This window comes from Paenibacillus terrae HPL-003 (assembly GCF_000235585.1).
GTDB classification, from domain to species: domain Bacteria; phylum Bacillota; class Bacilli; order Paenibacillales; family Paenibacillaceae; genus Paenibacillus; species Paenibacillus terrae_B.
The window spans coordinates 5,842,127-5,868,854 of sequence record NC_016641.1 but is presented as its reverse complement, the minus strand read 5'-3'; the positions used below and the strand labels follow the sequence as shown (position 1 = coordinate 5,868,854).

The following is a 26,728-nucleotide window of genomic DNA, read 5'->3' as shown; positions in this document are numbered from 1 at the left end:
AGCGAACCGCACTTTGCAGATTCATCAGACGTAAGAAATGTACAACAAGTTTTAAATTCAGGCGTAGCAGAAAGAAGGGGCTACATTCCAAAAAGCATCCAAAGCTAATCATGCATTGGCGGCATTGCAACATTCCTGCCAAACGACGCAGAAGGTCGAGATTGACGGGAAAGCAAGGTAGGCCGGGTCCGAGAGGGCAGCAGGGGAAGTCCGGCCCGGCAGGAGGTCAAGGCGTAACCGGCTCGCCGGGTGTGCAAGGTCCACCAGGACTGACAGGTGCACAAGGCATTCCGGGTTTGGCAGGAGCGCAGGGTGTACCCGGAGCAGCAGGAGCACCTGGAACTCCGGGCCCGGTAGGTGCAGGGATATCAGGAGCGACAGGTGCAACGGGCATACAGGGCCCGATTGGAACACCGGGAATATCCGGCTCAACGGGAGCGCAGGGTGTAACAGGTCCTTCCGGCCCGGCGGTCGACATTACGGATATTGAAATTGTTCCTACCGCTGAACGGTATTTTTATTTTGCTCCCGAGGATATTCAATCTTCGGTCACGATTAGGGTGGATCAATTCTCTGTGGATGGAGTGCAGGAAGCTTTTCAACTATTTAATGTTGGAAGCAACAGCTATGCCAATTTGTATATTAACGGAATGATACAAGAAAGCACTTCGTATAGCCTAACGCCTTCTTCGGTGACGATTCACCTCGACGAAGGAGAAACGATTTACTCCGGTACACCCATTATTGTGGAAATTGTTCAATTTAGGGCGCGATATAGTGCGTGATACAGGGCATCCTACGATGTACAGTTATTCAAAACCAAAACGGGTTATACGGTTTAGGATCCTCAATGCGGACACCGTGTTATTCGGCTGCCTGTCTGGGTCAGAATGGATTACACAGTAGTTCCCGGCCTATCGCCACCAGATCAGCCCGACCATTACGCAAATTTCCTCTGCCTGAATCCTGTGAGTGATCAGTCCTACGGCAGCAGTCGGAATATCAGCAGCCTGATGAATGGCCTCCGAGTACGGTGCTTGATAGCCCGGATACACGCTCGGCACGTCCGGCAATATACCGCAGGTGCTGACATCGATCAAATTACAGCTGTTTCCTGAGGCAATGAGCCTTTGCGCCCGACGTGCCAGAGCTGGAGGCCAGCTTTGGAGCCTTGATCATGGATGGCTTGTACGACTTTTTGCAGCGGGGTCATGTGCTCGTCGCTCTATAAGCCGGGAGGCTGGGCTGAAACAGTAAGTTCATTGGATTCACTCCTCTTTATTCACGGTTTAGAACGACGTTTATTATTTGGATACATACCCATTTTATATAAATAAAATAAGACGATAGTCATCCTTTTTTTCGCCTTGCAAAAATATCATTTGCAATTTAGTTAGTTATCACTTACTATATGCTTATGAACAAGAAAACACATGTAGATAGCAAGAAGAAGGATATTATGCAAGCAGCTATGCGCTTATTTGCGATCAAAGGCATCGACGGCATTTCTGTCAAAGAAATCGGGGAGGCTGCCGGTGTGACGGATGCCGCGATTTATAAGCATTTTAAGAGTAAAGATGCGATGGCCTTGGAAGTATTCGGACAGTATTGCAACAGCTACACCACGTTGATTGACTTCTATCGCAAGCAGAGCGGGAGCTTTATTAGCCGTTTTCATCAATTGGTGGACGAGGTGCTTGGTATGCACGATGAAGACCAGTATGGTCTGCTTCTGTTATCACAGCATCATGAGCTGTATGTGGAGGCAAGCCAAAGCCAAAATACTCGGCAGCCGCTGGATGCGTTAGTCGAATTTATTGAGCAGGGGATTCAGCATGGAGAACTGCCCAAGCAGGATGCCAAGCTATCGGGTGTGCTTATTATTGGAGCCATTACACGCTTGTCCGTATCCAGCCTGGAGGGTGAATTGCCGCAGCAGCTCATTCCGTTTGCAACGGAGGTCAAGGAACGTTTAACCGCTTTATTAAGTCAAGGTCAGTCATGACCTTTTCTTTTTAAATATAAAGTTAGTGTTTTCTAACTAAGAATATAATATGAGGATAGGAAGTGGCTCAAATGTCTAAAAAGATATTGGTTATTCAAGGAAATCCGGTCGTTGGCAGTTATGGTGAAGCGCTGGCTCAATCCTATGTAAAAGGAGCGGAGGCTGCGGGGGCTGAGGTGCGTTTATTGCAGCTGTCCGCGTTGGACTTTAATCCTAATCTACTAGGTGGTTATCGCGATAAATTGCCGCTGGAGCCGGATTTGATCAAGGCTCAGGAATCCATTAAGTGGGCAGAGCATCTGGTTTTCGTTTTTCCGATCTGGTGGGGGAGCTTGCCTGCATTAATGAAAGGATTCATTGACCGTACCATTATGCCAGGGTTTGCGTTCAAGTATCAAAAAGGAAAACCCATGCCCGACAAGCTCCTAAAAGGCAGAACGGCCCGCCTCATTACTACGATGGACGGACCGGGCTGGTACTACCGATTTTTCCAGGGACAGCCTGGGCATCGGATGATGAAGGATTCCACGCTACATCTATGTGGTGTCAAACCGGTGCGTTCTACTACAATTGATCTCATGAATAAATTATCGGATCAGCAGCGCAAAGATTGGCTGAGTAAGGTCGAGCAGCTGGGGCGAAGTATGAGCTAGGTGAAAGTCTGATTCCATTGCTGGATTTAATGCACCAGTGGGGGCAGGATCATCAAAAGCTGAGAGCTGCATTGGAGTAAATTGGTTCATAGAATAGGGTCAGCCTAACAGCCTCTCTTTGAAGTAAAAGAGGGGTGTTTTTGGCACGTCCGACAGGGCTGTATCTGGGAGATGATCCGGCTAAAGTAACATTCTCCCCTTTGAAAAGTTGATTTCCCTATCCCGTCCTGTTTTTCGTTCCCTCTATAATCAGATTAAAGATTCTAGGGGGGCATTTTATGAAACTGAAAAAAGTACACGCCTATGTGTTTGTATTCCCGAGTTTGTTTCTGACCCTTGTGTTTGGCATTTATCCTCTGCTTTGGGCGCTTCGCTATATGTTCTATGATTATCAGGGCTTCGGGACGCCTGTTTTTATTGGCCTCGATAATTTTGGGCGAGTTCTGCGCGACCATCAATTTTGGTCCTCTGTGGGAAATACCGGGATTTATGCTCTCGGCAAGTTGCTCGTAACCGTTCCGTTATCCTTGATTTTGGCTATTATTTTGAATCGCAAGTTAAAGGGACGTTCCTTGCTGCGGGCGATTTATTATTTGCCCACGATTTTCAGCGCCTCAGTTATGGCGATCGTCTTTTTTATTATCTTCAACTCCTATAACGGAATTTTGAACCAACTGCTGCTCAAGTATCATCTTGTCTCTGCCCCGATTAACTGGCTTGGTGCTGATCATGCCATGCTGACTACCATTATCATCGCCATCTGGGGCGCTGTGGGCAACTACATGCTGCTGTTCCTCGCTGGTCTTCAAGGCATTCCCAACGATCTTTATGAAGCGGCTTCGCTTGACGGCGCCAATGAGTTCCAGAAGCTTAAGTATGTGACCATTCCGATGCTGGGGCCTGTAATGCAGATGATCATCATGCTGGCCATTACTATTTCCCTCAAGGGCTATGAGAGCATCATGGTGCTGACCGAAGGTGGGCCTTACGGAAAAACAGAGGTGATGTATCTGTATCTGTTCAAGCTGCTGTTCCCGGTGTCGGCTGAAAGCCAGTCGCTCCAGCAATTGGGTTACGGCAGTGCCGTCGGCTTCACTACAGCGTTGATTGTAGGGGGAGTTACGTTCATCTACTTCCGTATTTCCAAGAAGCTGAATGATGTTTACTAGAAGCAGGCAGGAGGAGAACAGAATGAATCCTACTAATACCTACCATACCTTATCCCCAAAGCTGGCTCGCTGGACCGGCAAGACGGTCCTCTGGGTGTTCCTGCTCACGGCGGCCATTCTAGCGATATTCCCGATTGTCATCGTGGTACTCGGCTCGTTCAAGACGAATCAGGAGCTGACAAGCAGTGCAACCATCTGGCCCCAAAGCTGGCACTTCTCCAACTATGTCCAGGCTTGGAAGAACGCCAATTTCTCCCGCTTTACCCTGAACAGCATTTTTGTAAGCGTGGCCACGACGATCGGCACCCTGCTGGTCGCGTCCATGTCCGCCTATGCAGTGAACCGGGTACATTTTTTCGGCAAAAAGGCGTACTCTCTGCTCATGGCATCCACCTTGTTTATCTCGATCGGGGCCGTGGTGCTGCGTCCGCAATTTGATTTGATGGTCATGCTCGGCCTGAACAAAACGCTGTGGGGGATCATCATTATACTAGTCAGCGCACATGCCACCTGTTATTTTATGCTGATCGGATTTTTCAGAAGCATTCCCAAGGATCTAGATGAGGCAGCGATGATTGACGGCTGCAACTTTTATTCGGTGTACTGGCGGATTGTGCTCCCGTTATTGCGACCGGCGCTTGCCGTTGCCGGGCTATCAGCATTTCAGGGCTCATGGAATGAGTATATTTTGCCGCTTGTTTTCACGATGAGCAATCCAGAGTTGCAGACGCTGCCAGTAGGGTTGGCCAACCTGCGGTACGGCATCGGAGCCGCCGCCGAGATTCAATTGATGATGGCTGGCGCCTGCCTGTCCATTCTGCCGCTTCTGGTAGTCTATGTGTTCGCCAATAAATCGTTTATGCAAGTTACCCTTGGTGCTGTCAAGGGGTAGAGTAACTTGGGTTCTGTTGTTACAATGGGCTTCAAGGAGTGGTGGCTAATGAGACTCAGTTTCTACAAGCTTTCTCTGAAAAAGAGAATTCAACTGCTATTTATTTTCCTGGCCATATTGTGCATCAGCGTGACGGGGATCTGCTCTTATCTCTTTGCCGCTCGAAGCATCGAGCGCAATGCCTTGGAGCTTAAACAGGGAATTTTAAAAAAATCAGTGCAGGTGATGGATGAACATCTCAGGCATATTGTAGTTTCGTCTTATTCCTTTATGCTTAATGAAACGTTCAATCAGGTGATGAAGGATGTGCGCAGCAATAATGCCGTCAACTATTATCAGAATCTGTCCTTGCTGCAAACTTCGTTTGCCCAATTGAAGCTGGTGGAGCCGCTGATTGATACAGCTTATCTGAACACGCCAATCGGCGATTTCTTCTCCACCAAAGATTTCCCCGACCAGACAAAGCGCTTTTCGGAGGAATATGGAACCTATACAAAGCAGATAGGCTGGAATACCCTGTGGATCGGGACCCATCGCAACGAGCTGTTTCAGTGGAAAGGCAATGTGCTGTCGTTGCTGCTAAAGCCGACTGTGCTGGACAATCATTATATTCCGAATGTATACATGGTTGTGAGCATGAGAGAGCAAGCTATGCGGGCAATTCTGGAGCAGGATCTGATGAATAATCAGGTTCAGCTTTTTTTGCTACAAAAGGATGGAACGATGGTGATCCAGCCCGAAGCCAGGCAGTATGATTTTAATACAGAACGGAAGTTTATCGACCATTTCAGCAGGGGAGGAGAAGGGGATTTCAATTATACGAATGCCAAGGGAGAGGAATTGCTGGTCAATTACAACACACTGTCCATGAATGAGGATTGGGTGATGGTCAGCATCCAGTCCAAGGCCGACCTGCTGTATCCGTTGAAGAAGATCCGCTGGCTGATCATTTTGATTATGCTGTTCTGTATTGTGCTCGCGCTTATCTTGTCCAATCTGCTGGCCTCCGCTTTATTGAAACCGCTTCATAAATTGAAAAGCTTGATGGCCGAGGTGGAATACAATGATTTGAATGTGCGGTTTAACAGCAGGTATGAGGATGAGGTGAGCACTGTTGGCCATACATTTAACCGGATGCTGGATCAGATTCAGTTGCTGATTCAGGAGGTGCGGACTTCGGAGCAGGACAAGCGCAAATCCGAGGTCAAGGCGCTTCAGGCGCAGGTGGACCCTCATTTTTTGTATAACACGTTGAACACTATTTTTTGGAAAAGCGAAAGCGGCGAGAAAAAAGATGTCAGTGAGATGATTGTCTCCTTGTCGCTATTGTTCCGGTTAGGACTGAACAACGGGAACGATATCACTACCTTGAAACAGGAAATCAAGCATGTCGAGCAATATTTGCAATTGCAGCGAAAATGCTATGAGGACCTATTTACGTATTCGATCCATGTTGAAAATCTATCATATCTTTCCATTCCAATGTTGAAAATACTACTTCAGCCACTGGTGGAGAACTCCATTCTGCATGGGTTTCGAGACAAGGCTGTCCTTGGAAATATCTTCATCAAAGTGTACCGCCAGGGCGAGTTCCTGCTGCTACAAGTGACCGACAACGGCTGCGGAATGGATGCCGGGCAGATGGAAAAGGCTGTGTATGGGCATGATGCCGACCGCAAGGGTTATGCGCTCTCCAACCTCCGGAGCAGGCTCAGCCTGCATTACGGGGAGTCGGCATCTATTAACTTCAGGAGTATCCCAGACATCGAGACGACCGTTACCATCACAATCCCGTTCATGTAGGAGGTCAGAATGGATCACTTGACGATGTGTGTTATGGATGATATTCAAGCCGTTGTAAAAGGGATATCTGCGACCATTCCATGGTCGGATCACAATATTGAGGTAGTGGGCACCGCGGGCGATGGTGAGCATGGTTGGACTCTACTGCTGGATGAAAATCCAGATATTGTAATCAGTGATATCCGGATGCCGAAGCTCAACGGTCTAGAACTGATGAGGCGCGCTTCTGGCCAATGTTTACGCGCCAAATTTATTTTTATCAGCGGTTATTCCGATTTCAGCTATGCGCAGGAAGCGATTAAGCTTGGCGCTTCCGATTATTTGCTAAAACCGTTCACTCCGCCAGAAATTCTGGAAGCGGTGCTGAAAGTGAAAAAGGTAATCGAGTCCGAACGAGCCAAGTCGGAGCAGCTTAAACAGCTGGAGCAAAAAATGGACGCCAGCCATTTGCAGCTCCGCCAGGATTATTTGACCCGTCTGCTTCACCAGGAAACAGGTGACCGCCTAAGCGATAGCCGTTGGAGCGAACTCAATATTGATTTGGATGCTGGTAAACTAATGGTCATGGCCATCGAAATGGACTGCTATACCGAATATGGCTACACTCTGCTTCTTGACGACAGCGAAATCATTCCCTTCGCGATCAAAAATATTTTGGACGAGACGCTGAACTTGCATACCCGGGGTGTTGTGCTGCATGAGAGTAAGCAGCGGCTAGCAGCCATCTTTAATCCGCCAGATGGGATGGAGACTTCAGAGTTGCTGGAACTCTGCCGGGGAAATGTGGAGAAATTCAGCAAAAAAACCGTTTCGATTGGCCTGGGCACGATGGCCCGGGGACCGAGAGAAATCCATGCAGCGTTTGTGCATGCCGCCAAAGCGCTGGCTTATCGTTTTTACAGCGAGGGCAATTGTGTATTCCGGTATACGGAACTGGCGCAGGAGGATTTTGCAGCTCCGGACTACCCTGTGGAGAAGGAAAAGGAATTGCTGTATGCGCTGAGATGCGGTAATAAAACGAGCTGTCACCTGATGATTGACGACATTTTCCACCAATGGACATTGTCCCACAAATTTCCGGAGCCACTGGCTATGATCCGCTTATTGTCAGGGCTCGCTTTCGCCATGTACCGGGCGTTTTGTGATGAGATCACCGAGGAAGAACGCATCCAGCTGGAGGCTGACTTAACAGCGCTGGAGGAGAACCGTTCGTTGACCTTCGGCGGCTGGAAGAGCTACATCAATCATTTCAGCAGTAAGGGCTGTGAATTTGTGGAGAAGAAGCGGCTCAGGGATGTTACGCAAGCGATCCATCGGGCCAGGGAACACATCCGCCTGCATCTCCAGGAGAATCTAACGCTTCACAATTGCGCTCGGGCGGTTCATTTAAGCCCAAGTTATTTTGCAAACGCCTTCAAGAAGGAGACAGGCATGACCCTGATCCAATATATTACCAAGATGAGAATGGAAAGAGCAAAGGAACTGCTGATTGCAGGAGTACAGGTGCAGGAAATTTCACAGATGCTCGGATATGAGGACCGTCCGTATTTCAGCGGTCTGTTTAAAAAGTATTGTGGCATGACGCCCACCAGTTTCAGGCAGATGTATTTGAAATGAGCAGAAAGCCGGGACAATCATTTTTTCCCCCATACAAAGTTAAAATGTCCCTCACTCCCGTGAAAACGGAACCACTATGATAACGTTAACGGGTAACCGTAGAGGTTGTCCGGAAAAACATAAGGGGGCATAACGATGGTTAAGAAGTGGATTATCCTAACACTGAGCGCAGTCCTGGCCTTGAGCCTGGGCGGCTGTTCATCGGACAGCAGCAATAATGACGCTCCGGCCGATTCCAAAGGAACTACAGGAGCGAAAACCAAAATCATTTACTGGACGCCCGACCGCCATGATGCCGATTTCATGAAAGCAAAGGTTGACAAGTTTAACCAGACGAACCGTGATAATATTGAAGTGGAAATGAACGTGATGGGAGACAATTATCCGCAGGCGGTGGACATCTCGTTTGCGAGCAAGCAGGCTCCGGATGTACTGCAAATCAATGATTTTCAGACCTATTACAAGAAAGGCTATCTGGCCCCAATCAACTCCTATATGAGCGACGAGATGAAGGCGACCTTCAAAGACAGCCTGATCGAGAATAAGAACACCATCGACGGCAAGATCTTTACCTTGCCGAACACCGGGCAAATCTGGAGACTGATTTATAATAAAGATATCTTTAAGAAAGCCGGCATCGCGACTCCTCCCAAAACACTTGCCGAAATGGTGGTTGCGGCCAAAAAGATTACAGAGGTCGGCAAAAGCGAAGGCATTTACGGTTTTGCCAGTCCGTTCAAGAGCGGAAACGGCTTCTGGCGGGCGGCGAATACGATTGCCGGCGTCAGCAACAATACAGGCATCGACGGTTACAATTACAAAACAGGCCAGTTTGATTTTGGTATGTACAAGGATATTGCTTTGGCGCTGCGGCAAATGAAAGAAGACGGCAGTATGCTGCCGGGAGTGGAGAATCTGGATATCGATCCGCTGCGCGCGCAATTTGCCCAAGGTAAAATCGGGATGTACATTAACCACTCGGCTGAACCCGGAGTGTACAAGGACCAGTTCCCAACCACCGAGAACTGGGGCGCGGTTCCCGTGCCGTCTATCGATGGAACCATTAAAGGCGCATCGCAAATTATTGGTGGCTCCTACATTGGTATCAGCGCCGATTCCGCCCATAAGGAAGCGGCCTGGAAGTTCCTAGAGTACGTGTACAGCAAGGAATTGCAAAGCGAATACTATGAAAAGGGCTATGGAATCTCTTTAATTCCAGCCGTGTTGAACTCAGGCAAGAAGCCGAGTATTCCGGGCATTGAAGGATTCCTGCCAAAACGGGTTGACGCCATTTATCCGGCTAATCCAAGTATAATTACGGAGAGCTCTTTGGAAGGCATGAAATGGGCAGAAGCCTTTAACGTATTTGTATTCACCGGTGGTGATGTGGATGCCATAATCAAGGATTTGGATACTAGATATAACACATCTCTGGAAAAATTAAGAGCAGCCGGTACTACCAATATTGTCGCTGATCCCAATTTTGACGCCGCCAAGCTACAGGGCAAATTGTCCACAGAAGAATAACCTGTGGCTGTCCCGCGGCCGATTCCCTAAGCGGTTCGGTCGCGTATTTCTATTTGAAAGGGGTAGGAATGAATGATTATCAAAAATGAGGAAGCAAAAACGCATGTCATTGACGGAAGCAGCTCCCGTAAAATTCTCGGTATGGGCGGAACGCTGATGATGGTGGAGGTCACCTTTCGCAAGGGCGGGGTCGGAGAAGTCCATTCCCACGATAAGCATGAGCAGGTCAGCTATATTGTAAAAGGAAGCTTCGAGGTCCGGGTCGGCGACGAGACGTGCATTCTCAAGGCAGGAGATAGCTTCTACGCGGGTTATAACGTTCTGCATGGCGTGAAGGCGCTGGAAGACTCCGTTATTCTTGATGTGTTCAATCCGTTCCGGGAAGATTTCCTTGAGGATCAGCAATGAACGACTATTACCTGTCGCAGCTCGAATTGCGCAGGACTGCGGCATATTATGCCCGCCATTTTCCCGGCGAAGCCGAAGCGTCGATTGCCATTGCCGATCATGCCGTGGTCAATGAATTTATCGTGCCTTATACTCATGACTTGAGCCGTTGGGTTCCGTTGGGCGATCCGGTGAACTGGCTGCATAATCCCTCCAAGGACCCGGAGTTCACCTGGGGAATCAATCGGCATTGGCATATGCCGGATTTAGGCAAAGCATACCTGATGAATGGCAATCCGGAGTACGTCTCCGCGTTTATCAACCATTATCGCGGTTGGCGGAAGCAGAACCCGGTTCCAGTCGTTCCGTCCTATGAAGAAGGAGTTTTCTTCCAGAAGCTTGGTCCTTGGCGGCTGCTGGAAACCGGTTTGCGCGTGCAGTCCTGGATCTCTGCCTACAAATATATGGAGGACAGCCCACTGTTGACGGAACCGTTTCACGCCGAATTTTTACAGGGTCTGGAAGAACATGCTGAGTTCCTCACCCGGTATCTGGGCAGTACCGAAATTAATCATGCCATTATGCATATGCAAGGTCTGTTCATGATCGCCACGTTCTATCATTGGCATCCGAGTGCGCCGTATTGGCGGCAGTTGGCGTCCGAGCGGCTGGAGCTTTGCCTGCTTCATCAGGTTGGTCCCGAAGGGGTACAGATTGAGCTTACGACCCATTATCACAATGCCAGCATCGAAATGTTCGGCACCCCCTACCTACTGGGCCAACTGTCCGGTTATCCCTTCTCCGAATGGTTCGGCAATCAACTTCGCAAAATGGCGGTATTCACGGAGGCGCTTATCCGGCCGGACCAGCAGTCTACCGGAGTCGGCGACTCCGACTGGGTCAGCAACGGGCGACAGCGGCTGACGCTGTTGGGCGCGATTCTCGAAGATGACGAACTGATCTGCCGGGGGGCGGATAGCTCGGAAAGCCTGTGGCTGCTCGGGGCGGAGAAATACGAACGTTATATGCGGCTTCAGGCTGCTTACAAGCCTTCAACGGCGAGCCGGGCATTCCCACAGACAGGGTACTATGTGATGCGGGATGAGCAGCAGTATTTGTTTTTTGACGCTGCCGCTATGGGCGGGGCGCACGGTCATGCCGATGCGCTTAATCTGGAATGGATGTGGAGGCAGCAGCTTCTCTTCACCGATACCGGGCGGTATACCTACGAAGAAGGGGAATGGCGTCATTATTTCAAAAGCACGCGAGCGCATAATACGATCACTGTGGACGGCGAGGACCAGACGCCGTATGTATCCACGCAGCAATGGGGCACGCCTGCGGCTGAAGCGAAGACATACCGCTGGGAGAGCAACAGCCGTTATCATTTCATTGATGCTTCCCATGACGGCTATACTCGCTTGTCCGATCCTGTAACACATCGCAGATGGGTGCTGCTTGGCTCAGAGGTTCCGATTATGCTGCTAGCGGATTGGCTGGAAGCCGAAGCGGAAGAGCACGAGCTTGAGCAACGGTTTCATCTGCACCCGGAAGCTGTAGTAGAGCTGTTGAAGGGCGAGACGGGTAGTCTGGGCGCTTCCGTAGTTTATCCGGGTTCTTCTGTCAAGCTTGCTATACAGTGGACAACGGCCGGGTTGGCGGAAGAGCGCTTCACAGTCAGCGAACAACAGGGCTGGGTATCGAAAATATACGGCTCCAAGGCGGGGACGCCTGTGTTGCAGGGACAGGCCGCTTTTTCGGGAAAAGCGGGTATTCTTACGGTGTGTCTGCCGGAGGATTCGACCGTTAACGGCGAAACGCTTCGCCTGACTACGTGCGAGATCGATCCTGCGCGCCAGCGGGTGGAGGTAAATTATATGTATGGCGCCACTTTTGGAACCGTCGTAATTGACAGTACCACGCTGGAATGGAGGGGCATGGATGACGGCCAATGCTAAGCTGGACACAACCGTCGCATGGATCGCAGGAATTGATGTCGGCGGCACCAAGACCTTGTTTTGCCTGGCCAGCGAGGACGGAAGGATTGGAGGCAAACGCAAGCTCGATACGCGGCTGAGCAGGGACCCGAAAAGCTTTATGGAATGGCTGTTTGCCGAGCTGGAGCAATTTTGCCAGGCCCACGGCACCGGACTGTCCGAACTGACCGGAGTAGGCATCGGCTTTCCGGGAGTGATGAACGAGCAGACCGGCATTCTGTCCAGCGCTCCCGCACTGGACTGGCCCGCAGAGGATATTCGCCCGTGGATTGCGCACAACTATAAAGGAATCGTGGTGCTGGACAATGATGTGAACATGGCGGCGCTTGGGGAGCAGTGCAAGGGTGCAGCGGCTGGCTGTGACCATTTTATAATGATTACGGTCGGCACTGGCATCGGCGGTGCCTTGTATCTGAACGGGCAGCTGTATAAAGGGGCGACCTTCTCCGCTGGGGAGATCGGGTACTTCGTGATCGAAATGGATCGGGAGACGCTGTCCGCAGGGCAGAGTGGTGTCTTGGAGAGGTTCGGGGCGTTGGAGAATCAAGCTTCCGGTACTGGCATCGCGTTACAGGCGGCACGTTGTATGGAAGACGGGGAGCTGTGCCCGGTGCTCTCGCTGCAGGCGGCTGGCGGTCCGGTCACGGCCAAGCATGTCTTCGCGGCGGCCGAAGAGGGCAGCCAGATCGCGGCCCACGTGTTGGATCGGGCTTATCATCTGATGGCCGTTGCCATCGCCAACTTGACCATCACGCTTAATCCACAGCTTGTTGTGCTGGGTGGCGGCGTCGTGGAGAAAAATGCGGAATATGCTGGCGAATTGGCCAAACGTGTCTCAGCATTAAGTCCTGTTGCCGTGGACATCCGCAAGGCAGCGCTTGGCAACGAAGCGGGCGCGACTGGAGCGGTCGAGGCCATCAGGAGAGCGCTTGGTCGGAAATGCCTGAAATAGCGCTTGCCCAAAAGAGGATTATCTGCAAAGTTAGAACACCGACAAATAACCGTCTCCAGTTGAATGGTAAGTGTGCAGGATTGCACGCTCTGTATCATCAACCGGAGAACGGTTTTTTTTGTTGTACGAATGATCGGGATGGAAAACTTCATTATTCGCGAGATGGTAGTAGGGGTAGTCAAATCAGCTTGTCTCCCTCATTACCAAGATCAATCTCATTGTGGGGTGGTGAATCTACTTTAATTTGTGAAAGAAGCATGGATAAGTTGATCGCGACAAAAATAATACTTCAAAAAAAGGATGATACAGGAAAATGTCGAAATGAAGAAGATAGGTATACTTATAACACTATGATTTTACATAAAAGCATACTAATCGAAGATATAGAGGGATCGAGACATAATGGATGAACAGAAGTTTTTACTGATATTAAAAGATAGGGATCGTACGGCAGAAGTTCTTTCATTCGCGATACAAGGGAATAAAGCGACTGTGACGTTCCAAAATGACTCTAGTAAAACCTATAACTATCCACTGGATCAATTGCATACGATAATAAGCCAAAATCCGAAAGTAATAGATGTATCCGAACAGGAAGTTTTTGTACAAGAAAAGCCTTTGAAAGATGTCAAGCAAGTCATTTTATTCGACCAAAAGGTGAAAATATGGCTTACATGGGGAAGACCACAGATTGTAGATGCCGATCAGCTTACATTGCACCATCGCGCCTTAACCAATGCTAATGCCGTCCGCATTCTTCAATATTGGACGGAAATATCAGAGCATACCCAGATAGATAATGGAAACGGTCCTGAATCCGAGTCTCAATCTTTTTTGAGTAAACAAATGGTAGGATTGAATGCTTTTATTCATCCACAAAGTGCTCTTAGTTGTTATATAAATCAAACTGCCTTAACTCGGAATACACCCCAGACAGATCATATGATTTTTCCTTTTAAATTTAATTTGAGTCAAAAGCAAGCCTTGATTCATGCACTCAGTAGCAATATTTCCGTGATTGAGGGGCCGCCTGGTACAGGTAAAACACAGACCATTCTCAACATTATTGCGAACCTGACGATCATGCAAAATAAGACAGTAGCAGTTGTTTCAGGAAACAATGCAGCGGTGCAAAACGTAAAGGATAAGTTGGAGAAGTCGGGGTATGGCTTTTTTGTTGCTTCGCTGGGCAATGCTGAAAATCAGAAAGCTTTTTTTGAGCATATTCCCCAATATGACAAGTCTGAAGAATGGATAAGCGAGCAATCCGTGCCCGAATTGATGCACCGGATCAAAGAACTGGATGATCAGATCCATAAGCTGATGGAGCTTCAAAATGAGCAGGCCCAATTAAAGCAGCAGTTAGCGGCCTACCGGTTGGAGCAGCAACATTATGAGCATTATTATGAGAATCAGGATTCCGAGGAAATTAAGCCAGGACTCTTATACCAAGTATATCGCAAGTTTTATCGGGAAAGTCCGCAAAGTATTCTTTCGTTTCTGGCTCATCATCATGTGGCTGCTGCACAAGGAAAGCTGAACAGTTGGCTGTATAAGGCCAAAGCTGCGTTCAAATTTGGCTATACCGATTTTGTGAGCTTACGTGAATATCAAAATGATGTTTTGTTGAATCTTCAAAAAGAATTTTATGCCGCTAAAATTAAGTACATCGAGCGAAAAATAGAGCATATTCAAAAGGAAATGGATAAAGCAACATTTGATGAATTGTTGTGTGAGCATGAGCTGATTTCGACGATTGTATTTAAGCATCAACTACACAGCAAATACCACGCAAGAGAAAACTTGAATTTTGAACACCGCACCTATAAAAGGAATTATAAGGAATTTGTTCAGCATTTTCCTGTGGTGTTGAGTACCACCCATTCCTTACGAAACTGTGCGCCACCAAACTTTTTATTTGATTATGTCATTATCGACGAGTCCTCACAGGTGGATCTACTGACAGGAGCTCTAGCTTTGTCATGCTGTAAAAATGCTATCATCGTAGGGGATACGAAGCAACTGCCGCATATCGTGGACTTAAAGATTAAGAACAAACTCAGTATGAACAATGTGGCTCATCATTTCGATTATTTCCAGCACAATATCCTGTCCTCCATGCTGTCGCTGTATGGTGAAGCTTTACCCAAAGTCATGCTGCGGGAGCATTATCGTTGCCATCCCCAAATTATTGGATTTTGTAACGCACAGTACTATGACGACGACCTGATTCCTTTTACCACATACGAAGAGAATGTCGAGCCACTTATTTTGTTTCATACTTCTAAAGGAAATCATATGCGTGAAGTGACGCGAGGGGAGAAGCTAGGGAAATTCAACCAGCGAGAGCTGGATATTGTGGAGGAAGTACTGGAGCACCCATTTGTAACGGTGAAAGATAAGAAAGAAATTGGTTTTGCTACACCCTACAGAAAGCAGGTCATCAAAGCAGGGCAAGTGTTATCTGAGGAAATTGAAAGTGACACTATCCACAAATATCAAGGACGTGAAAAACCACTCATGATCCTTTCCACCGTGCTTGACCAGAGTGCTCAAGGTAAAAAGGGAATTCGTTTTGTTGATGATCCTTGCAAAATTAACGTAGCCGTGTCCAGAGCGCAACAGCAATTCGTGCTAGTGACAGGGCAAAATGTTTTCACTAAAGCGAACAGCGATGTAGGCAACCTGATCCGATATATGGAGTACAGCACTTTGAACGAGAACATTATCAAAAGTGAAATCGTATCTATTTTTGATTTATTTTATAAAGAATATTCTGAGGTTTTAATTGGACTTCGCGATAAAAAAAAGATTTCCAAACATGAGTCCGAGAATATAGCAAATGCTTTTTTGCAGGAGTTATTGAAAATGGAAGAGTACCGTATTCTGAACATACAGAGACAGGTATACCTCAAAAATTTCCTGAGCTCGACAGACCTACTCGATGAGGGTGAGCGGAAATACATAAAAAACAACGCTTCGCTCGATTTTGTAGTGTACCACAAGCTGGACAAAAGGCCTCAATTGGTTATTGAAGTGGACGGGTTTGCCTACCATGAAAATAAGCCAGAGCAAATGGAGAGAGATCGCAAGAAAGACCGTATTTTGGCGAAATACAAGGTTCCTTTTTTGAGATTAAAAACAGAGGGGAGTGGGGAGGAACAAAAGGTTCGAGAGATGTTGGATAGCGTGTTGGGCTATAAATAGGTTGAACATGTAAAAAAAAAGCAGCTTTTTCACATCTTCAGCGGTCTGGTATGACCTGATTCTGAAGGAGGAAAAGCGGCTTTTTAGCATGAGGATGTCCAGTAGGATCTCCATTTATGATTAGCAAAACGCATAGCCAATCTCTCAGAAAAGCTGCATCACCCAGTGGCGCAAGGCTCCCCGGTAAGCGCTGTCATCAGGAAGATCAGCACCGTACTGAATCCTAGTAAGGTGGTTAATCGTCAGCACATGTTCCGAGAATGTACCAACTTTAACCCCTGCGTCAAATGCCGGATGGGCTACTGTTCTGCACCTGCGCTAGGATCACAGGCTTATTCGGTGGCTGGTGTCGTTTGCTCCGCTGCGAAGATGACAGGCTTCATAATCCGGCTCAGCATATCTTGCTTCGGACGATTCCAGGTAACCCAGTCGTCTAGCAGTAGTCCACCTGTGTCGCCACTATTAGGATTGAGGGACCAGTACGTAAAGTAGAGGTTGTTGGCACGAATATAGTCTACGAGTGCATTTTGCCATTTACCCTCAGTTGAGGACATATCGACATTACGACCGCCGAATTCACCGACCAGCACCGGAGCTATGTTTTGCTTGCTGATGTAGCCCCAGGTTTGATCCCAGATGGCTGGCAGGTTGGCCGGGAAGGCAGGATCGTTGAACCATGGCTGCGAAGACACACCAGGACCGTAATCATGCGGAGAATACACGACGCGGTTCGGTACGTCCAGCACGACAGGGTAGTTGGCGACACCGATCAGGTTACCGCCCCACCAGTATTGGCTGTTGTTGCCTTGTACATTGTGATCCACACCTTCTACGAGAATCAGCCAATTCGGATTCACGGACAGAATCGCATTCCCTGCGCGCTGCGCCGCCAGACGCCAATCTGTGGAGAGATTGCCTGTACCCCAGCTTGCCTGACCGTGTGGTTCGTTGTGCAAATCAGCACCGATGACGGTAGAGTTGTTTTTGTAGCGTTCAGCCAACATTTTCCAGTCACTAATCCAGCGAGACTCAGGGTACTGGGACGTGTACCACAGCTCGGATTGTCCACCTGAGCCCGGACGGTGACGGTCAAGGATAATCTGAATACCGCGTTGTCCAGCTTTTTCGATCAGCTTGTCCATAATTTGAATCGGAGTCAATCCGACCAGATCAGGGTTTTTGGAATAATCAATACTGTCCGGACGGGAACTGGAATCGAATAACTGATTGCTGTAAGGCAGACGGATCAGATTGTAACCTTCTTTCTTCACCTGATCCAGCATGTCGTCCATTGAGCGGCTCCACAGTCCATGCAAGGTGTAATTAGGGGTTTCCAGACCAAACCAGTTCAGGCCGTTAAATGCCGCCTCTTTCCCGGATTCGTCTACAATCTTGCTGCCTGAGGTGTGATAGTATCCTTTTGCACTGGCTGCATCTGCTGTACCGGGAGTGTAGCCATAGAGCGAAAAGCTCATGACGAGGGAGGCAATGACGAAAAATGACTTCTTCATGCTCTTTCTTTTCATAATTCTTGCTTCCTCCTTTATTAAAAATATAGTTATAATAGATTACCTTTTCATTTTATGTTCAAATATTCCATAAAACAAGTTCATAAAATTCATATATAAGAGGAACGGTCTATTGACCGTCCCTTGGCTATCTTTTCTCGACTCATCAAAAGAGATTTTCTGCAAATCAGAAAGAAGCTTTGGAAAGAAATGTTTTGGTCAAGAAGTTTTTGCTTACTTACAACAGGTGGCTCGCCTGTTGAGGTAATAAAGAAGTATATAGAAAATCAAGGTCAAAAGTGAGGTGAGAATATATGGCTAAATATAATAAAGCATATAAGTTCCGTTTGTATCCAACAGAGGAACAAGCCCACCTTATGCGTAAAACTTTTGGTTGTGTTCGTTTTTCGGAAGATGTGGCTACGGGTATTTTCTTTACGATCTGGCAGGCACATTATTAGAACTCTAACCAAAACATCGATGGATGTTAATCCAAGGCTATGAGAATGTGAGAACGCTGGAAGCCGACTATGTTCGATGTCTGGAATGCTTCTTCGTCATGGTCATGATCGAGAATTACAGCCATCATGCCTCCGATCCAAGAGAAACATCCCGTTTAATCGATGAGCAACCATACGCTCAAGCTTACTTAAGAGAATTTTTAAATGATACTTCATTTTTATTCGAAGTGATCCAGCCTGTGATTATTGAATAACTCGTTTTAACAGAATCAAGCATATAGGAGGCGTTCAAGAATGAAAGAAAGAAATGTCAGGGAAATTAGGGTAACTGATTATCATGATATTTATTTGTTAAACCAAGACTTTAACCCAAATCTATATCTATTTTCTGAAGAAAAAGTAAAAGAGAAGATTGAAATCATCACAAAGAAAACAAAAGATATGATCTTTGTTTGTGAAGAAAACAACGAGGTAATAGGATATATTCATGGGAGCCCGTATGAATTGCTTTTTTCTGAATCTTTAGTAAATGTACTGGGATTTGTTGTAAAAGAAAGGTATAGAAATCAAGGTGTAGGTAGCATGTTGATCGAGCGCCTTGAACAGTGGGGAAAGAGCCATGGATTTTCTGGGATTAAACTGTTATCCCACCCAAGTCGAATACATGCTCACAGGTTCTACGAACAACGTGGCTATATGTTTACAAAGGACCAAAAAAATTTTATAAAAAAGTTCAAATAGTACATATGTGGAACGAGAGCTCAATGAGCAACCAGGATAAGGCCGCTGGCACAAACCAGCAGCCTTATTACCATAGTAGAGTAAATTAGCGGGTTCAAAATGCTAACTCCTCAGCTAGGTTCCCGAACCCATTCATTTACAGATGAGACCCGCCACTTGCATCAATCAATTGACCGGTTACCCAACGGCTGTCCGATGAGGCAAGAAAGGCAGCAATATCCGCAACATCTTCAGGTTCCCCCCACCTTTTGAAGGTTGAAAGACCAGCGGCAAATTTCTGTCCATCGGGATCTTTTAACGTCCCGTCATTCATCTCCGTATTAATAATGCCAGGCTGGATGGCGTTTACCGTAATATTACGGCTCCCAAGTTGCTGAGCCAAGACGTACGTAAGTGTGTCGACTGCACCCTTCGATATGCTGTAGGCGAAAACACTAGGGGAAGCCACGCGTGTAACAAATGATGAGATATTGATAATGCGGCCTCCATCTTTCAGACGCGGCAAAGCTTGCTGGGTAACAAAAAGCGGTGCTTTGACATTAATGTTCATGACTTCGTCAAAAGATTCTTCCGTCGTCTCTTCTATGGTTACAATTTGACCGATTCCAGCGTTATTGACGAGAATATCAAACCGATTATCGCCTGTACGTTCCCGAAGGGCTTCATCCAATGTTGCATATAAATCATGAATGCCGTTAAGGATACTTAAGTCAGCACCGATCGTGAATGCGGTACCTCCACTTTGCTCAATCTTATGAACCAATTCCTCTGCTTCATTTTGTCTTTTTCCATAGTGTACTGCGACGACTGCGCCCTCCTGTGCCAGACGTAACGCAATGCCACGACCAATCCCCCGGCTTGCACCAGTTACTAAAGCGATTTTACCTTTTAACTTACTCATGCTTTCATCTCCTTGTTTGGAATTCATGTTTAGTTATATCACGAGGTGATGTTTGAAATGTTGCTCTTTCATTCGGGATTCATGATTGTCGTCAAGCTAAAAATGAAGATGTGGTAAAAAATGTGTTGACACAAAAATAATTAGGAACCATACTATATATATGAACAAGGATAATAAAATAACCAATGATATTGATGCTATTCCCTCGCTGGCACAATCCAAGCGTCAGATTGATCGCTATAACCTAGACCTAGATGCACAGGCTATACTCGTCGCGTCTAGGCTAATGGAAGCGGGAGCCAAGCTTGGACATGCCGCAGAGATTCATTTCTCCAGATTTGGTTTATCAACAGGACGATATCGTTTATTGGCAGATCTTGAAGATAACGAAGGAGAAGAGTTGCCCTCGCAATTATCTGAGCATCTAGGTGTGACACGTGCTACAGTGACTGGTCTTATCGATACTCTTGAGCGAGATGGGCTAGTATCCCGGCGATCAAGTGCAGAGGATGGACGTCAGAAAGCGGTCATATTGACAGAGCAAGGAGCGAAGAAGCTTCGTGAAATGGCTCCTGAGCATTTCGCTCGGCTGGAAGCCATGGTAGGCTTACTGAATATCGAGGAGCGCAGCGTATTCCTCGACCTGTTAGGCCGAGTTACACAGGGGATATCTGCACTTACGGACGAACCAAAATGAACTATAGAAACACATCAGTAATGAGTAGAATGGGCTAGTGAAGCTAGCCCATTTTCATTCTTATATAGTTAGGATCCTAATTATGTATCGCTGAAAGCAACCGCTGAACGATTAAAGAGAATAAAGAGAATAAAGGAGCGATTAAATGAACAAGACGACGGAGTATCCCAATCAGACAGATGGTGTCTACGAAATCAAATCTGCTGGTTCTGGCACAAAGACTTTTGTACTGTGGCGTGAAGTCGTAATGGCCTATGTGTCTCCTGCCATTATGGCAGGTATCGGGGGATTGGTCACTGCCGACAAGGGGCTTCAATTAGGGGCCTTGACCACAATCGGGGGAACATCAGCCTTCTTGGCTTTGATGCTTGGCCTTTGGCTGCGCAGTAGAGGAGGCCATAAAGGGTGGATCATCGGCGCACCTCACTTGGTTGTGGTTGGGCTGTTCGCATTGGTGGGAGCAATATTTGGCTTATTCGCCGCATGGGGCGACATCTGGTTTACTAGAAATTATGATTCCGAGCAATCACTTGGCCTGGGTCGGTCGTGTCTGGATCGATTTCCCGTTGTCTGGATTCATAGCAAGCACGATAGTGACATGGCGGTGGCGTCTTGCCGTCACAACAAATTTTTCATCTAAAAGGAGAAGATAAAAATGATAGTTATTATTGGAGCAACAGGTACGATAGGCAGTGCGCTTTTGGAACGTTTGGTTGATCTTGGCGTACCCGCCAGGGCGCTGAGCAGAGAACCTGAAAAGTTGCGTGATCAGATTGGAGAAAAAGGCTGGTCGACTATCGAGGTCGCATCGGCTGATGCTTCCGACCCCGAATCGTTGCGTCGCGCGTTTGTAGGAGCTAGCCAACTTTTCCTTGCCATGTCCAACAGTCCAATACAAATTGAATTGGAAACCTCGATCATTCAGATTGCCGCCGAAGCTGGAATCAAACACATCGTAAAAATATCCAGCCCTGCCTTTGAGCAGAGCTCTCCAGTGGCAGTGGCGGGCTGGCATCAAGAAATCGAGAAAACTCTGAGCGAGTCGGGTCTTACCCACACCGTGCTGCGCCCTTATGCTTTCATGCAAAACTTATTGCGCCTTGCACCAACGATCACAACCCAAAATGTTTTCTTCGGCGCCATGGGCGATTCACCCTGTAACTTCATTGACTGTCGTGATATCGCAGATGTTGCCGCGGAAGTTCTGACTAACCACGAGGTATCAGGCCAGATATATACGCTTACCAGTTCGGAGATTTTCAGCTATCCCCAGATCGCGGGTCAACTATCTGCTCTGCTTAATCGGCCGATAAGCTACATCAACATGGAGCCTCAAGTACTACTCCGTAATCTAATCGAGCATGGGCATATGCCTCCTTGGCTCGCGAATCACGTTGTGGAAATTCAAACCATGTCTACGGTGGTGCAGGAAAGTCCTAATGACACTGTGAAGCGCTTGCTGGGCAGAGAGCCACGCACGCTAGACGCCTTTCTGCATGAGTGTGTAGAAAATTTCCGGTAGAACATTGGATATATTGAAATTTGTACAAGAATACCGTATCTTTGGTGGGCGGTTCCTTTTATAATTATTTTCAAAAAAATGGGTATAGGCGGTTATTTGTATGACTATATAGCTTCAAAAAGAAAAGTGATTCCCGTGGGGAACTGTGACGACTTATGTGAACTTCACCCTAAGCGTGTCCATTAAGGAGCAAAGTATGAAAATAATTTTATTGATAGTAGCTATGATTTTAATATTTGTGTTCATATGTATAATATTTTTGTTAATCGCGAAGCGCCAAAATAATACCACTGTGTATATTTCAAGTGGACGGGATAATGTGAAAACGATGGAGCTGCGCGACCGCATTTTGGCCGCGCTCCAATAGATACAGATTAAATATACAGCTTTGGAGCCTGAACTGTACCTTAGTTTGGACACTTTGCAAGAAGCTTCGATTTAATCGGACAGTGGATGGCTCCTGTATCGTCAGGAGTCATCTTTTTTTATTTCTTATCATTCCTGTCCATTTTGATTAATCTCTGCTGAAAATATGCCAACAAAGGGGAACGATGCGATAGAATAGAAAAATAGAAAGCGTTATCATTACCCATTCTGCTGCGATGGTCCAGGGGGAAAAAGCATATGCGTTCAAGGTTCCAACCATTAAACACGTTGCGTAATCAGATTTTTATCGGATTTATACTGGTGATGCTCATCATGATGAGCGTGGCGGGGGCGTTCATTTACCTTAATGTCTCCCACCTGTTGAAAAACAGTGCCGAGCGGCATATTGGTCAGACCGCGGTACAAGCAAGCGGCAGGCTGGATGCATTAATCGGACAGATGGACAGCCTGACGGAACAGGTAGCGAATCATCCGTCTATTCAGCAAATTTTGCTAGAGGAGCGCAACGGAGGTAAGGTGTCTTTTCGGCAGCGGCAATCACTGCTGCAAGTGATGCATAGCTATCAGGCATATATGCCGAGTGTCGGCTCACTGGAGCTGTATACCGCAGAAGGGAAGATGTTGTTTCCGATTAGGGAGGGTAGTCTGGAGGAACGTATCGGACAGGCGGATATCCGGGAAGCGAATCAGATGAAGGGAAGATTAGTCTGGATCGGCATTGATCCTAAGGACTCCCAGTCGCTACTGGCGATTCGACAGGTGAGCCTGGTGGATCGCTGGTTTTCACGCGGAGGATATCTGATTACCCGCATGGAGCGCAGTTATTTTGGACTGAATGATGCGTCGGCGGTCAATGAAGAAGCGGATGAAACCATGCTGCTTGTAGATCGTCAAGGCAAACAGTTGTCGGGTGAACCTATGAACCAGACGGATTTGTCAGGTGTATTGCACAGCAAGACACAGACGGTTCATATTGGAGAGCGGGAATATGTAAAGGCGGTCCAGCAATCGGAGCGGACCGGCTGGTCGCTGCTGATCCTGATTCCGGTTAGCGTCGTCACAGACGGAATTACGGTTTTACGGACTACACTTATCATCTCAGCGTCTCTTGGTGTAGTGTTATTCCTGTTCATGTCCTTTATGCTGTCTACGTTGATTACCAGACCGATAGGTCATTTGATTCAGGCGATGCGCCGTTCACGACAAGGGGCATTGGCACTCAATCCAGAACCAGCCGCAGCGGTCGAACTGCGGGAATTGAATGCAGAGTACAACACGATGATTGTCGATATCAATGAATTGATCCGTGTCATTTGCGAGAAAGAGGTTTTGCAAAGCCAAACCGAGCTTAAAGCGCTACAGGCGCAGATCAACCCGCATTTTCTTTTTAATACGCTGGATGCCTTCAACTGGTCGCTACAGGAAAAGGGGGAGGAGGAGCTTGCCGGGCTGATGGTGTCCATGTCACGATTGTTTCGTTATATTATCGAACCGGCTCACCATGACTCGTGGGTGACCCTCGGGGAAGAAATGGCACAAGTCCGTCGCTATCTGGAACTGATGGAGATGCGTCTGGGTGAACGGCTAAGCTGGCAAATTCATATGTCTCAAGAGGCAGCCCAAATTCCGCTTCCCAAGCTGCTGATCCAGCCCATTCTGGAGAATGCCATTTTGCATGGCATCGAAAATCGCATCGGCAACGGCCGCGTTGAAATCCGTGCCACTCCTTCGTCAAGACCGGGCTGGACCAAGATTGCGGTCATAGATGACGGACCTGGCATGACACCGGAGGAACTTGTGGCTGTGCGTGCAGCGCTGACGGGGGGATCGGCCTGCCAGAGCAAGGGGACCGGTATGGGGCTGGTTAATGTGCAGCGCAGGCTTTCCCTCTATTATGAGAGTGCATCTGATCCAACGGATGGTTTGGTGATACATAGTGCTGTGCAGGAAGGAACTGTGGTGGCTTTTGAAATTCCTGATGAATACGGAGGGCGGTAGGAATGAGTGTTTCATCCAAAACAATTCTAATTGTAGACGATGAACAGAGAACACGTCAGGGGATACATCAGACACTGGAGCAATGGGCCGCCGGAAAATACCGGATTGTTACAGCGGCAAATGGTTTGCAAGCATTACAAATGCTGCGGGCGGAGACGGTTCATTTGCTGATTACAGATGTCCGGTTGCCGGAATTCAGCGGACTGGATGTAATCCGTTCCCTGGAACGGGAGTCACGTCGGCCGGCGATCATTGTCATCTCGGGATATGCGGAGTTTGATTATGTCCAGCAGGCTCTTCGTCTGGGAGCTGTCAATTATTTGCTCAAGCCGATTGATAAGCAGGAGCTGTTGAATGCGGTATATGAAGCGCTAAGGCTGGAGGAGGAAAGACAGCGGTATGAGAAGCTGGAAAAGCTGGCTGACCCTGTTCTACTGGAGCTTGATCTCCAAGCGGCTACTCTTAGCGATCCAATACGGCGTGCCTTCATCTATATGGCGGAGCATCTTCACGAATCCATTACAATGGCGCAGACTGCCGCGCATGTACACCTGAATTCGAGCTATTTCAGTGTTTTGTTCAAGGAGCAAATCAGTTTGTCCTTCAGCGAATATCTGCACCGGCTGCGGATACAACGGGCCAAGGAGCTACTGCTGCATAGCCAGTTGACGATTGCGCAAATCGGAGAGCGTTCAGGCTACCGGACAGATAAATATTTTATTAAAGTGTTCAAAGCGACCGAGGGGGTAAGTCCCAGCCGCTACAGGCAGCAGATGCGTAAAGGACCAGAGGATATTCATTGACAGCATAGTCAGCTCATAACCCAATAAAAGTGGAATTATACCCAATCAGCGTACCCTGTTGGAAGCTGGAATGGAGTGCTAAACTTACAAATGATAACGGTTACAAAAATAAAATTACAACAACGGAGGTCTAACGATGTCCAACGAGTATGGTTTACGTAAGCGCTCACATCGAAAATGGGTTGCTGGGTTGACCCTGATGCTATCATTGATGCTGGTGCTATCCGGTTGCGGTGTTGGTAAAGACGACAAAGGTGGTTCCAATGGAGAAGGCGGAAAGATTACGCTCAAAATGATGCACCTGTGGCCAGAGGGAAGCTCGGCACAGCAGAGCAAGCTTGTGACCCAGATTATAGATCAATACCAAAAGGACCATCCGAATGTCGTCATTCAGCAGGAAGTGCTGGAAAATGAACAATACAAAAACAAACTCAAAGTGCTGTCGGCTTCCAATGAATTGCCGGATATCGGTATTACCTGGGCAGCGGGCTTTATGGAGCCTTACGTTAAAGGCGGATTATTTACACCAATGGATGACCTGTTGAATGGCTCCAAGCTAAAGGACAAATTCGTACCGGGAACGACCGAAGCTTATGCGCTGAACGGAAAAACGTATGCACTTCCCATTGAATTGAACATTTCTCCCATTTACTACAACAAAGCCATATTCCAAAAATACAACCTGAAAGTGCCTACGACATTTGACGAATTTAAGCAAGTTGTGAAAACACTTGCAGATCATGGAGTTGCACCGATTGCACTCGGCAATAAAGACCGCTGGACCGGCTCGCTCTGGTATATGTATCTGGCGGACCGTATAGCGGGTAACGAAACGCTGAAAAAAGCGATTGACGGCTCAGGATCGTTCGATGACCCTGGCTTAATTCAGGCGGCATCCGAAATCCAGACGCTCGTGGATATGAATGCCTTTAACAAGGGGTTTAACGGCTTGTCTAATGATGAAGGGAAATCTGAATTTATGAACGACAAGGCGGCTATGTATTTGATGGGTACTTGGGAATTGCCTAATTTTACGACCAATCCCGCAATCCCGCAAGCATTTAAAGATCAAATTGGCTTCTTTAAATTTCCGATGGTTGCAGGCGGCAAGGGTAACGTAGATAGCTGGGTAGGAGGTCCGGGAGTAGGCTTGTTCGTTTCGGAAAATTCCAAGGTGAAGGAAGAGGCCAAAACTTTTGTTGAGTATTTCGTAGTCAAATGGGGTGAGCAATCGGTAACGCAGGCGGGCGTTATTCCGGCGACGAAGGTGGACACCTCCAAAGGGAATTTGCCTAAGCTGTATGTCGATTTGCTGAATGAGCTGAATCAAGCCAGCAGCATTACATTGTTCGCCGATGTACAGATGAAGCCGAATGCGGCGCAGGTACATTTGAATATGATTCAGGCGTTGTTTGGTAAAGCCGTGACACCGCAACAATTTGCCGATCAGCATAAGGCTGCCATTCAGAAAGAAAATTGAAATTGAGCACATAAGGAGGTT

General features: G+C 47.6%; 23 protein-coding genes and 2 pseudogenes. 21 read left to right on the top strand and 4 right to left on the bottom strand.

From position 1 onward, the window contains the following. The first annotated feature begins 161 nt into the window (after window positions 1-161). Window positions 162-785, top strand: coding sequence for a DUF4183 domain-containing protein (locus tag HPL003_RS30285; RefSeq protein ID WP_014282799.1), 624 nt, complete (start codon window positions 162-164; stop codon window positions 783-785). Window positions 786-914: 129 nt separating this feature from the next. Here the strand turns inward: HPL003_RS30285 and HPL003_RS29085 are convergent, their stop codons facing one another. Together HPL003_RS29085 and HPL003_RS30100 are read right to left on the bottom strand one after the other, a co-directional pair. Further along, complete coding sequence (locus HPL003_RS29085) at window positions 915-1,100, bottom strand: NADPH dehydrogenase (protein WP_014282798.1); 186 nt, start codon at window positions 1,098-1,100, stop codon at window positions 915-917. After that, window positions 1,097-1,213 (bottom strand): NADH:flavin oxidoreductase family protein, encoded by a 117-nt coding sequence (locus tag HPL003_RS30100; protein WP_014282797.1) that lies wholly within the window; start codon window positions 1,211-1,213, stop codon window positions 1,097-1,099. Before HPL003_RS30100 ends, HPL003_RS29085 begins: the two co-directional genes overlap by 4 nt. 204 nt (window positions 1,214-1,417) lie before the next feature. On the opposite strand from HPL003_RS30100, the gene HPL003_RS26035 reads away from it, so the two are divergent. From HPL003_RS26035 to HPL003_RS25980, 11 genes are all read left to right on the top strand, one after another. Beyond that, the gene (locus HPL003_RS26035; RefSeq protein WP_043922949.1) at window positions 1,418-2,005 is read left to right on the top strand and encodes a TetR/AcrR family transcriptional regulator; all 588 of its coding nucleotides are present in this window, start codon (window positions 1,418-1,420) and stop codon (window positions 2,003-2,005) included. A gap of 71 nt (window positions 2,006-2,076) precedes the next feature. Next, on the top strand, window positions 2,077-2,658 hold the full coding sequence (locus tag HPL003_RS26030) for an NAD(P)H-dependent oxidoreductase (protein ID WP_014282795.1): 582 nt from the start codon (window positions 2,077-2,079) through the stop codon (window positions 2,656-2,658). 278 nt (window positions 2,659-2,936) lie between these two features. Beyond that, entirely contained in the window at window positions 2,937-3,827 is an 891-nt protein-coding gene (locus tag HPL003_RS26025) for a carbohydrate ABC transporter permease (RefSeq protein ID WP_014282794.1), read from the top strand. 22 nt (window positions 3,828-3,849) lie between these two features. Next, on the top strand, window positions 3,850-4,719 hold the full coding sequence (locus tag HPL003_RS26020) for a carbohydrate ABC transporter permease (protein WP_014282793.1): 870 nt from the start codon (window positions 3,850-3,852) through the stop codon (window positions 4,717-4,719). 48 nt (window positions 4,720-4,767) lie between these two features. Next, window positions 4,768-6,522 carry a sensor histidine kinase gene (locus tag HPL003_RS26015; RefSeq protein ID WP_014282792.1) on the top strand — a complete coding sequence of 585 codons (1,755 nt, stop codon included), beginning with the start codon at window positions 4,768-4,770 and terminating at the stop codon, window positions 6,520-6,522. A 9-nt stretch (window positions 6,523-6,531) separates the two neighbouring features. Further along, on the top strand, window positions 6,532-8,139 hold the full coding sequence (locus HPL003_RS26010) for a helix-turn-helix domain-containing protein (protein WP_014282791.1): 1,608 nt from the start codon (window positions 6,532-6,534) through the stop codon (window positions 8,137-8,139). Window positions 8,140-8,274: 135 nt separating this feature from the next. Continuing rightward, the gene (locus HPL003_RS26005) at window positions 8,275-9,666 is read left to right on the top strand and encodes an ABC transporter substrate-binding protein (RefSeq protein WP_014282790.1); all 1,392 of its coding nucleotides are present in this window, start codon (window positions 8,275-8,277) and stop codon (window positions 9,664-9,666) included. A gap of 72 nt (window positions 9,667-9,738) precedes the next feature. After that, window positions 9,739-10,074, top strand: coding sequence for a cupin domain-containing protein (locus tag HPL003_RS26000; RefSeq protein ID WP_014282789.1), 336 nt, complete (start codon window positions 9,739-9,741; stop codon window positions 10,072-10,074). Continuing rightward, complete coding sequence (locus HPL003_RS25995) at window positions 10,071-12,011, top strand: alginate lyase family protein (RefSeq protein WP_014282788.1); 1,941 nt, start codon at window positions 10,071-10,073, stop codon at window positions 12,009-12,011. Before HPL003_RS26000 ends, HPL003_RS25995 begins: the two co-directional genes overlap by 4 nt. Then, window positions 11,962-13,002, top strand: coding sequence for an ROK family protein (locus HPL003_RS25990; protein WP_238533420.1), 1,041 nt, complete (start codon window positions 11,962-11,964; stop codon window positions 13,000-13,002). The genes HPL003_RS25995 and HPL003_RS25990 overlap by 50 nt, the downstream gene beginning before the upstream one ends. A 402-nt stretch (window positions 13,003-13,404) precedes the next feature. Next, on the top strand, window positions 13,405-16,209 hold the full coding sequence (locus HPL003_RS25980) for an AAA domain-containing protein (protein WP_014282785.1): 2,805 nt from the start codon (window positions 13,405-13,407) through the stop codon (window positions 16,207-16,209). A 332-nt stretch (window positions 16,210-16,541) separates the two neighbouring features. Here the strand turns inward: HPL003_RS25980 and HPL003_RS25975 are convergent, their stop codons facing one another. Continuing rightward, window positions 16,542-17,735, bottom strand: a complete 1,194-nt coding sequence (locus tag HPL003_RS25975) for a glycoside hydrolase family 5 protein (RefSeq protein WP_014282784.1) — start codon at window positions 17,733-17,735, stop codon at window positions 16,542-16,544. A gap of 138 nt (window positions 17,736-17,873) precedes the next feature. On the opposite strand from HPL003_RS25975, the pseudogene HPL003_RS28095 reads away from it, so the two are divergent. The 3 genes and pseudogenes from HPL003_RS28095 to HPL003_RS25970 all read left to right on the top strand — a co-directional run. Next, window positions 17,874-18,020, top strand: a pseudogene (locus HPL003_RS28095) (transposase); the annotation flags it as partial. An 11-nt stretch (window positions 18,021-18,031) separates the two neighbouring features. Then, a pseudogene (locus HPL003_RS28770) lies at window positions 18,032-18,124 on the top strand (helix-turn-helix domain-containing protein); the annotation flags it as partial. A gap of 348 nt (window positions 18,125-18,472) precedes the next feature. Next, on the top strand, window positions 18,473-18,919 hold the full coding sequence (locus HPL003_RS25970; RefSeq protein ID WP_014282781.1) for a GNAT family N-acetyltransferase: 447 nt from the start codon (window positions 18,473-18,475) through the stop codon (window positions 18,917-18,919). A gap of 136 nt (window positions 18,920-19,055) precedes the next feature. Here HPL003_RS25970 and HPL003_RS25965 read toward each other — a convergent pair whose 3' ends face one another. After that, entirely contained in the window at window positions 19,056-19,820 is a 765-nt protein-coding gene (locus HPL003_RS25965; protein ID WP_014282780.1) for an SDR family oxidoreductase, read from the bottom strand. Window positions 19,821-19,980: 160 nt separating this feature from the next. Between HPL003_RS25965 and HPL003_RS25960 the strand changes: the two genes are divergently transcribed. The 6 genes from HPL003_RS25960 (at window position 19,981) to HPL003_RS25935 (ending at window position 26,707) form a co-directional block, all read left to right on the top strand. Continuing rightward, a complete protein-coding gene (locus tag HPL003_RS25960) occupies window positions 19,981-20,517 on the top strand; it encodes a MarR family winged helix-turn-helix transcriptional regulator (protein WP_014282779.1) in 537 nt (178 codons plus the stop codon). A 145-nt stretch (window positions 20,518-20,662) separates the two neighbouring features. Further along, window positions 20,663-21,157 (top strand): hypothetical protein, encoded by a 495-nt coding sequence (locus HPL003_RS25955; protein ID WP_014282778.1) that lies wholly within the window; start codon window positions 20,663-20,665, stop codon window positions 21,155-21,157. Window positions 21,158-21,172: 15 nt separating this feature from the next. Further along, a complete protein-coding gene (locus HPL003_RS25950) occupies window positions 21,173-22,039 on the top strand; it encodes an SDR family oxidoreductase (RefSeq protein ID WP_014282777.1) in 867 nt (288 codons plus the stop codon). Between the two features lie 624 nt (window positions 22,040-22,663). Then, a complete protein-coding gene (locus HPL003_RS25945) occupies window positions 22,664-24,424 on the top strand; it encodes a cache domain-containing sensor histidine kinase (RefSeq protein WP_014282775.1) in 1,761 nt (586 codons plus the stop codon). A 2-nt stretch (window positions 24,425-24,426) separates the two neighbouring features. Beyond that, complete coding sequence (locus HPL003_RS25940; RefSeq protein ID WP_014282774.1) at window positions 24,427-25,227, top strand: response regulator; 801 nt, start codon at window positions 24,427-24,429, stop codon at window positions 25,225-25,227. 136 nt (window positions 25,228-25,363) lie between these two features. Then, window positions 25,364-26,707 (top strand): extracellular solute-binding protein, encoded by a 1,344-nt coding sequence (locus tag HPL003_RS25935; RefSeq protein ID WP_014282773.1) that lies wholly within the window; start codon window positions 25,364-25,366, stop codon window positions 26,705-26,707. Window positions 26,708-26,728 lie beyond the last annotated feature (21 nt).